Source organism: Streptococcus sp. 2018110, from assembly GCF_019754115.1.
GTDB lineage: Bacteria > Bacillota > Bacilli > Lactobacillales > Streptococcaceae > Streptococcus > Streptococcus hashimotonensis.
Genome location: NZ_JAIJZO010000033.1, coordinates 1 through 9,345 on the forward strand (window position 1 = coordinate 1; position 9,345 = coordinate 9,345).

Here is a 9,345-nt window from a genome sequence, read left to right on the forward strand (position 1 = left end):
ACTTTCTGCGATAAGAAATCAATTAAACACGTTGATTCGTAAGAAAAATTTTCCAGCTTATCGTCATGATAGAAATATTGATTATCAGTATAACAGGCTGTTGAAGAAGTATGAAGCGAGTCTCTCTGCTTTAGCGGTTAAGAAACGTAACCAGCTACGTGAGGAGTTGTTAGTTGAAACAGATGAGATGAAGTGTGCGTGTATGATTAGCCTGATTAAGGAGTATAACTTGTTAGGTCGTCTACGAGCCTATGAATGAAAGGAAATAAGCTATTATGATAAAAAATCGCTCTCCAACAAACTTGAATAAATAAGTGAACAGACAGTAGAAAAAGATAAAAACAGAAAGATAAAAGGAAAAGAAAAGATGGCTACAAAAGAAGAAAAAAATAAAGTGATTACAGATATTAAAAAGACTGCTGGTTTGCTTGGAGAATCGCTACAGGCTCGTGATTGGGAACAGGCTTATGAATATCATGAAAGCTTGAAAAAACACCTTGAAAATGAATTACTTGGTGAGTTTACAGGTAACGAGTTGACGAAACTAGGTATTGAAGAAATTCGTCAATTGTCGAAGAAATATGCGTATTTCAATAAGGAGATGCGTAAGTTTCAAGGAGCGCTTGTCGCAAATGGTAAACGCTTCTTAGAACATGCAAAATAGATAGTTTGAGGGCTGGTCTGCTGGACTGGCCTTTTCTTTTTATAGAAAAGGAGTTTTAGATATGCTTATTAAAAAAGAAGTTTCGTCTATTCATGATATTCGTACATGGTCAGAAGCAACAACGACTGTCAATACAGTTATTGAAGCTTACAAAGAAGATGAGCTGATGTACTTGTTGGAAGATGTGTTTCCAGAAGGTGCTACGGAGGTAGAAGTAAATGACTTCCTCTGGTTCGAGTCAGATTATATTTATCGTGCGCTAGATATGGCTACAGAAGACGAGGAGGAATGGTAAAGAGGTAGGGAATGAGAAATTTTGCACCTTTATACCGAGGTACGGTATACGATGATGCTAGAGATCAGTTATGGAATTTATCTATCTATTTAGAAATAGGGAAGGAACGTCCCTTCTTGCATTGTGTAGTAGATTGTGATGGTAGTCATTATTTCCCAGCTCTATTTGAGTTAAATGGTGACCTTATCAACTACTATACAAGGATGGATAGAGCCTTAATTCGAGCAACTCAACGAGTGATAATTCAAAATGAGTATATTTTCAAGAATATCCTTAAAAATAGTTGACGTACGTTATAGTATGCGTTGCAACGGTTATCTATCATAAATAAGGACAAGTTCTATAGTGGGCTTGTCTTTTTTATTTATAATAATTCTAAAATAGACCTAGACAAGTCTATAAACTATCTAAAGTAAGAAAGGAGAACGATTTGGTAAAAATATTAAAATCAAAAAAGAAAAAAGAAGTAACAGTACGTCGCTTTAGTCAGAAACGCTATAATCGGCTATTTTTAGGTGGATTGATTGTATTTTTCTCTTTATCTTGCCTGATGATTGTTACCAACCTTATGAAGGCGGATAGGAAAGAAGAGCCTATCCAACAAATAGTGGCAGATGATAGGAAAGAGTATCGGCTTGAAAATTACTTAAATAATTTTGTGTATTACTATTTTAATTTTTCGGAAGATGGAGAAACACAGTCTTCGCAGATTGAGAAGTTGAATAGTTTTTATGCGGACGGTCTCACTTTATCTAATCAAGGGTATCTACGTCAACCTAGTGTATTAAATACTTATAGGCTTCTATACCTGGATAAGGAAAAAGCAACTTACCTTGTTAGTTATACAGTAACAATCAAGGAAGAAGGTAAGGAAACAAAGCAAGAATTTGTGACAGAATTTACTGTCCCCTATAAAGAAGTAGAAGGGAAATATTACGTTTCAGACTTGCCTTATTTTGAAACAGTAAAGTCTAGTCAATATGAAATAGTGGGAGAAGAAGAAAAGAAAAAACTTGAACCTGATAATGTTCTAAACGAAGAACAAAACAGTCAGCTGAAAGACTTTTTGACCTTGTTTTTCACAAACTATGTTAGCAGTCAAGAAAACTTAAATTTAATTGCGAATAATATTCCTGTTTTAGCGGGAACACGATTTAAGAGTCTAGATTGGGCATATCTAGATGATAGTGATTCAAATCAGTTGAAGGTATACGCTCAAGTAACCTTTGATACTTTAGGGACGACCAGAAGTGAAAACTTTTCATTTACCATTATTAAAAAGGATGATGGTTTTTATGTAGAAAAAATGAAACATGGTATTCCAGAAAAATATAAGAAAGAGGAGAAAAAATAATGGATATTTGGAATAGTTTTTTAACGAATATTGGAGACCCGCTTATTATAGCTGGAACAGTTGTAGGTATAGGTTGGTTTTTGTTTAAAGAGCGGAAGGTAAAGATAGCCGTATCTATCTTCTTTGGTGGGATATTAGTTTATTACGTAGCTCACAATGCGCAGACAACATTAGCTTTATTTAGTCCTTTGGTTAAGAAGGTACTAGAATGGGCTTCAAAAGCCTTTGGAGTTTAGAAAGAGGAGAAAATGAAAGATAAAGAATTATACTCGTACAAGGAAGCTTTGGACCAGCCTAACTGGATAAGAAAGTTATTTGGCTTTTTCACTTTTTCACAGGCTGTAAAATTCTCCAGATTTGTTTATTGTACGATTCTAGTTGTCTTCCTCTTTCTTTTCTTTCGTTTGTTGAGATTTATTCCTGTAAACTATAATATTATTTTTTCTTTGTTGCTGTCTTGGCTGATTGCAGGGGTGTTAGAAGATTTAAAGGTAGACGGTCGTCCATTTGCTTTTTATTTTAAGGACTATATTCTATTTTATCTCAAATATGGATATAGAGCAGATAATATTTACATAAACAAAGGGAAAGTATATCGAAAAATAAAAACGAAAGGAGAACTATGAGGGTAACAACATTAAAGGAAAATACCATTATTGCATTTCATGAAAATCTGATGTTGAAAAAAGATGGGTCTGTGTTTGCGATTTATCGTATACCTTCCATGGTGGCTAATACAATGGCTATGGAGGGAAAAGAAGCGGTCAAGGAATTAACAACTTCAGTATTTGCGAATTTGAACAAGTATGCAGATTTTGAAATTAATGATATACCAATGCCTCGTGATTTAATTGGTATCATGGAAGAACTGTTTGAAAGGGTTGATAACAATCCGATTTATGTGGAATTAGCCAATGTTATTTTAAATAAAATGATTAGTGGGATTTACGAAACAACTGGTGAGCCGTTCGAATACCAGCATTATTTGATTGTTCCATTAAAATCTATCCATATCTCAACAGATGTTGTAGAAGTCATCAGACAATCCTACAGATATACAAAAGATGTTGTTATGCAAGGATTGGGTCTGCAAGAAGAGGTGGCAGACGATTGGTATAAAAACTATGAGGAACAACGTCTGGTTTTGGAAGAAGATATTGGTCTTTTGAATCCTCGACGAACCAGTGTAGAAGAGACAATCTTACTGAATAGAATTCAGTATTTAAGAGGACTACTTTATCATCGAGAAAATGAAATTCTTAATGTACAGTCTGCGCTTGAAAATTTGGATGATGTCAATATTGAATTGGAACAGGTCAATGTTATCAAGCTGACAACTCCTGAGGGTTCAGCCTACGTTGGCTTGTATCCTATTGATACGTTGCCACGTAACTTATCCTATTTTCATTTGATGGAAAAAATACATCAGTTGAATTTTCCGGTGGAAAGCAAGGTAAAAGTTCATTTTCCACGTACAAAAGGTTATTTTTCTTTGGCAGGATTAACGAGTCGAGCAAAAGACAAAATCAGGAATGCGGTCAATGAAAACGAAGAAGAAGGCGATAAACCAAAGAAAAAACAAGTTGTAGACCATTTCTTACTAGAAGATATAGAAGACCGCTTAGATAGCGGAGAAGTGATGTTGACATATCTTCATACGTTGATTGTAACTTCTGATACAATCGAGGGATTACAGGAAAAGAGAAGTTTGTTACAAGCGACTTTGAAACAAATCGGAGTTGGTTTGTTAAATGCTAGTCCAGACCAACTGTATCTATTTTTCAAAAATAGAATAGGAGATGTGCTAGATTATTCGGATAGAAACTTTATCCAAAAAGTATCTGTTGAGGGATTTTCTGAGAATCTCTTTTTTGTTTCCCAAAAAGTAGGAAATGACGTTGGCTTTTACTTAGGGAAGGTTGATCATCAGATTGAAAGCTGGTTTGGAGATTATAAAAAAGCTCTAGCCTCCTCTTCTAATTTGATTTTTGCGGATATTCTAGAAGCGAATAAACAGGGTATTGATGGCAAGACTACTGATAATCCGCATATTGCGGTAACAGGAGATACAGGTAGCGGTAAATCATTCTTGTTAAAACTTCTTTTTCTTTATCACTCACTCTTACGGACTAAATGTTTCTACATGGACCCTAAAGATGAAATTAGGGAGCAGTTTTTAAGTGTTGCGGATAAGCTGGAGCAAGAGGGCAACTATCCTGAATTAGTAGCTTATATCCGCTCCTTTAATTTTGTTTCTCTCGATGTCCAAGATAAAGAAAATAGGGGTATGCTTGACCCGATTGTCTTTCTGGACCGTTCGGAAGGGAAAAGTCTAGCCGAAACCATGCTTAGGACCATTAAACCGAATATGACAGATAAGCAGGAGACAGAATTACTGAATGCTTTGACAACTATCTATGATGAGAAGGAAGCAGGAGAACAACGAGGTATGTTACATGTCTTTGAACGTCTAGCTCAATCAGATATAGAGTCAGTAGCCGATATGGGTTCTCTCTTTCTGACTAAGTCTAAAGACTCAGTCTTAAATGTAGCTTTTTCTTATGGGGAGAAACGAGGAATTGACCTGTCAGCTAAAATTACGGTCTTGGGAATCAAAAACCTAGTACTTCCTAGCGAGGGGTCAAAACTAGACATTACTCCATCAGAAAGAGAAGGTCTTGTTATTCTGTATGCGATTGGTTATTTTTGTCAGAAGTTCGGCTCTGATGACCATACCGAAGAAACCTTGACAGTTATGGATGAGGTTTGGCAATTGAAGTCAACTTCTGCGGGGAATAAAATCTATGATAGTATCAAACGTTTAGGTCGTTCGCAGAATAACTTCTTACTGGTTGGTACACAGTCGGTTGCGGATTTGGATATGGGAGGAGATGAGACGGGCTTTGGTACAGTCTTTGCCTTCTATGAGGAGAAAAATCCTGATATGGCTCTAGAATTGTTGAAAATTCCAATTACTGAAGAGACTCAACAACGGTATAGCAATATGACTAAGGGGCAGTGTATTTACTTAGACCCGTTTGGTCGTAAGGAGCGAATAACAGTTGACGGTACTATATTCCCTGAAATGGCTGAATTATTTGATACGGTGAAGGTTAAGAATAACGAAGAAACTGTGAGCTGGGGAGGATAAAGATGTTTGAATTTAAAGACGGGTTGTTTACGATAAAGGCAACTGGTCAAGAAATCAAGTTGAGTGACCTTGGTTCTAAGTTGCTGTTAGATGTAGAATGGCTCAATCCGTTAACTGGCTTTGATTATATTATTAATATGTTTTTCAATGGCATTATTTGGTTTAATCACTTTCTGTTTGAACTATTTGTGAAGGCTTATAACCTTTTAGGTAAAAGCGGAGGTTCGGTAGATAAGGTGATTATCGAGGTCATAGACCGAAATGCTTCTTTGTTTAATACTATTTTTGATGCGGTCAAGTGGTATGCGCTGATTATAATATTTTGTTATGCGGCTTATATTCAACTGACACGGCGGGGGTCGGGGTTAAAAATTCTGATGTTTACCTTGCTTGGAATGGCTTTCTTGCAACAAGCCTATGCAGTCCCACCGGAATACAATCAGCAAGCCTATTCTCTTTCTGGTGGAGTGCAAGTATCAGAAGAAGAGAAGGCTCAGCCACGTACCTATGTTTCAAAAATCTATAACGGTGTATCAACTTCTCTTGATGAGATCCAAAATGAAGTCACAAAAGGTTTACTAGCAGAACAGAATAACAAAGTATTGGAAACCTACTTTGAAGAAGCTATTTGGAAACCTTACAGGGGTATGAACTCGGATGCAAAAGGAAAGCCGGGCTACCTTACCAATGAGCAATTAATTGCCCTATTTGGCTATCGTGATGATAACAAAGAGTATATGATATTAGGTAAGAAAATAACAGAAGTCGTTGGTACAAAAGACGAACCGATAGTAGAAAATATCCGAACTCTTGGAAATAAGTTTTCCTATATTCTTGTGATGACGGTAGAAGTTCCTCTTTTGGGCATTATTCTGAACGGCTTGGCTCTGTTCTCCTTTTTCCTAAAAATAGGTATTCTATTACTTGTGGAATTCCTACCTTTTATACTTGTCTTAGCAATACTGCCATTTTTTTGGCGCATGCTTTGGAATGTTACACGGACGATTGGATACGCTATGGTCTTATCTTCTATGTTGGGGGCGGGAGCAACTATACTAGTCCTTTTCAATTCCACGTTAAGAGATATTCTCCTAAAACTAACAGGAGAAGATATTGTTTTTGTTTTGGCACTTCGTTTAGTCATTTATTACCTACTCTGGCGCTTCCGTTCCCAGTTAGGTAGAGTCTTTAGAGGTCGAAGCTTAGCTCCTGCGGGTCGGATGTTACGCAATGCTGGATTAAACGCTAAAAAGACTGTCCAGAAGGGTCTTGGAATGGTCGTAAAACCAGCATTGGCGGGTGGACTGATGACGCTAGGCGCAGGTAAGATAGGGGCGAATAAGCTTCTGTCTGCCTATAGAAGAACTGCGGATAATCGCTCTGTCAAGCGACATATGAAGCAGGGAGATAGCTTAGAAGTTGCTAAGATGAAGACGGAACAGGGTAAAGAAATCAGTGTTTTACGAAGAAAAGAGCCATTGAAGAAGCTACGTGGTGCTAGCAATGGTCTGCAAGCTCTTACTTATCGACTTATGGCTAATGGCTATTTGAAAAATAGTGCAGGTAGGCAACACTATGAGGGTAGGCAACACAGTGTATTGATGCGTACTCAACGTGACAAGATAGATACACTTGATCGTAAACAGCGGATAAAAAGGTTAGGTGGAGCTATCAGTCGTCAACAAAGAATAGACCAGTTCAAGAAGACCTGGAAACAACCTAGTCAACCTTTATTAGAACCATCTGGACCGATGTTTATTGACTTTAGAAGTAAGACAGAAAGTCCGAAACAAATATTTAAAACTGTGACAGACAAAACAATTTCTTCATTAAGAAAAGAAAGAAACGAGGTTATTATATGAAAGCAAAACACTATTTAGCAGGTATATTGTTATCATCAACACTTTTATCAACTGGTTTTGTGCAGGCAGAAGAGGTCTCTACTGTTCCTACTACACCGATTGAAGAAGTGGTTGCTCCAATTGAGGTTCCGATTGTCCCAATGGAACCAACGGCACCAATTGACGTAACAGATACAAGTACCGTTCCTATTGTGGAAGAGCCATCAGCTCCGATTGAAGAACCAGGGAAGACGGAAGAGGAGGTCAAGCCTATTGAACCTCCTACAACTGGGGTAGATACTACTCCAATACAACCGACTACACCAATTGAGGAAAAACCATTACCTCCCAAAGAGGAACCTAAGGAAGAACCTAAAAAAGAACCAGTTGTTCCTACACCAACAGAAGAGGTAAGGCAGGCAGAAGAAAATACGGGGGTATCATCAACTGGGGAAGCAAAGCCTATTAACACTCCGACAATTGATACTCCAATTTTGACCAATACAGGCTACACAGTTGTATCTACAGAAGAAAGCCAGGTCATTGTTCAGACCCCAACAGGTATCGCTAAAAAACGACCAGAAGAAATTGGAGCAGTGAAACAGTCTGATGGTACAGTTGCCCTTAAGACTGATACAGGTGAATTGAAGGTTCTACCTGCGACAGGGGTAGTGGAAAATGTTCTACTATTCTTTCTTGGGATTGGTCTGGGCTTTGGAACAGTAGTTTACTTTTTCAAAGATAAAATTATCGGTTTGTATAATCGTTTGAAAAAATGAAAAAGAAGAAAAACAAGCTACTTGTTTTCATCCTTGGAATAGTTGGTCTCTTTCCTCTTATTTTTCCCATCTTGGTAGTGATGGTGTTAAATTTCAATAACTTTACGCCAGCTAAAACAGGGGGCTATACAACAAATTGGTCTACTGGAGACCCATATACTCATAATCTCTTTGTCAAACGCTATGGTATTACTGCGAATCAATTAGACGGCTTTCTAGACTCTACAGGGATTGCTTATGATAAGTCACGTATTAACGGTAGATTGGCTTTAGAATGGGAACGTTCTTCAGGAGTAGACGTTCGTGCTATCATTGCGATCGCTATGATGGAGTCTTCTCTAGGGACTGCTGGGGTGGCTACTATGCCAGGAGCTAATATGTTTGGTTATGGGGCTTTTGACTCAAATCCTGAAAATGCGACTTCGTTTTCGGATGGAGTTGCGGTGGTGGAATTGGCTAAGCAAACCTTAAAGGCGAATAAAAATGAAACCTTTAAGGTACAAGATGATAAGGCGAAAAAATACGCTAATGGGACTTTAAATGTTTCTGTAGATGGCGGTGTGTATTTTACAGATATCTCCGGTTCTGGTCGAAAAAGAGCCAATGTGATGCAGGATATAGATGAGTGGATAGACGCTCATGGGGGAACTCCATCACCTCCTGCAAGTCTAAATAATGCGGTAACTGGAACATCAACAGTTAGCCCAGGGGTATTAAGCCAAGAACTACCAGCTGGCTATAGCCTTGATAAACCGATAAACACTGCTGGTTATATTGCCCAGTCTTATCCTTGGGGTCAATGTACTTGGTTTGTGTTTAATCGAGCTAGGGAATTTGGTATAACGTTTGACCCATATATGGGAAATGGTGCAGATTGGAAACATAAGGCTGGTTATGCGGTGACTAATGTTCCTACTAAACATTCGGCAATTTCCTTTAGTCCAGGAGAATTAATTTCAGATCCAACTTATGGACATGTTGTGTTTGTGGAAGATGTGAAGTCAGATGGTTCTATCTTGATTTCGGAAAGTAACGTCCAGGGATTAGGAGTTATTAACTATCGTGTGATTGACGCAGATACAGCAAAAATTTTAAGTTATGTAATTGGTAAGTAAATGCAGGTCACTAAGTGGTTTGTTTTTTTTATTATAGCTAACGTGCAAAAAAGTTCGGAAAATCATCAAGTATTTTGAAACTCCAGATGAAAAATAGTTCGGAAAAACATTCCTATGTGCCTTTTCCTGGAGAAGAATTTGTTCGA

General features: G+C 37.7%; 11 protein-coding genes. All 11 read left to right on the forward strand.

The window, feature by feature from the left end:
• The coding region (locus K5Q34_RS11400; protein WP_221865044.1) for a hypothetical protein at positions 1-259 on the forward strand (259 nt) is incomplete at its 5' end.
• Positions 260-367: 108 nt separating this feature from the next.
• A complete protein-coding gene (locus K5Q34_RS11405) occupies positions 368-664 on the forward strand; it encodes a hypothetical protein (protein ID WP_105136608.1) in 297 nt (98 codons plus the stop codon).
• Between the two features lie 61 nt (positions 665-725).
• Positions 726-959: a hypothetical protein gene (locus K5Q34_RS11410; RefSeq protein ID WP_205028562.1), complete on the forward strand. Its 234-nt coding sequence runs from the start codon at positions 726-728 to the stop codon at positions 957-959.
• Positions 960-970: 11 nt separating this feature from the next.
• On the forward strand, positions 971-1,246 hold the full coding sequence (locus K5Q34_RS11415) for a hypothetical protein (RefSeq protein WP_205028561.1): 276 nt from the start codon (positions 971-973) through the stop codon (positions 1,244-1,246).
• 143 nt (positions 1,247-1,389) lie between these two features.
• Positions 1,390-2,313 carry a conjugal transfer protein gene (locus tag K5Q34_RS11420; protein WP_205028560.1) on the forward strand — a complete coding sequence of 308 codons (924 nt, stop codon included), beginning with the start codon at positions 1,390-1,392 and terminating at the stop codon, positions 2,311-2,313.
• Positions 2,313-2,549 (forward strand): TcpD family membrane protein, encoded by a 237-nt coding sequence (locus K5Q34_RS11425; RefSeq protein WP_044761058.1) that lies wholly within the window; start codon positions 2,313-2,315, stop codon positions 2,547-2,549. The genes K5Q34_RS11420 and K5Q34_RS11425 overlap by 1 nt, the downstream gene beginning before the upstream one ends.
• Before the next feature lie 12 nt (positions 2,550-2,561).
• Positions 2,562-2,939: a TcpE family conjugal transfer membrane protein gene (locus tag K5Q34_RS11430; protein WP_105143280.1), complete on the forward strand. Its 378-nt coding sequence runs from the start codon at positions 2,562-2,564 to the stop codon at positions 2,937-2,939.
• Positions 2,936-5,464 (forward strand): ATP-binding protein, encoded by a 2,529-nt coding sequence (locus tag K5Q34_RS11435; RefSeq protein WP_221865045.1) that lies wholly within the window; start codon positions 2,936-2,938, stop codon positions 5,462-5,464. Before K5Q34_RS11430 ends, K5Q34_RS11435 begins: the two co-directional genes overlap by 4 nt.
• Positions 5,465-5,466: 2 nt before the next feature.
• The gene (locus K5Q34_RS11440) at positions 5,467-7,326 is read left to right on the forward strand and encodes a hypothetical protein (RefSeq protein ID WP_221865046.1); all 1,860 of its coding nucleotides are present in this window, start codon (positions 5,467-5,469) and stop codon (positions 7,324-7,326) included.
• Positions 7,323-8,084, forward strand: coding sequence for a cell wall anchor protein (locus K5Q34_RS11445; RefSeq protein ID WP_221865047.1), 762 nt, complete (start codon positions 7,323-7,325; stop codon positions 8,082-8,084). Before K5Q34_RS11440 ends, K5Q34_RS11445 begins: the two co-directional genes overlap by 4 nt.
• The gene (locus K5Q34_RS11450) at positions 8,081-9,199 is read left to right on the forward strand and encodes a CHAP domain-containing protein (RefSeq protein WP_221865048.1); all 1,119 of its coding nucleotides are present in this window, start codon (positions 8,081-8,083) and stop codon (positions 9,197-9,199) included. The genes K5Q34_RS11445 and K5Q34_RS11450 overlap by 4 nt, the downstream gene beginning before the upstream one ends.
• Positions 9,200-9,345: the final 146 nt, after the last annotated feature.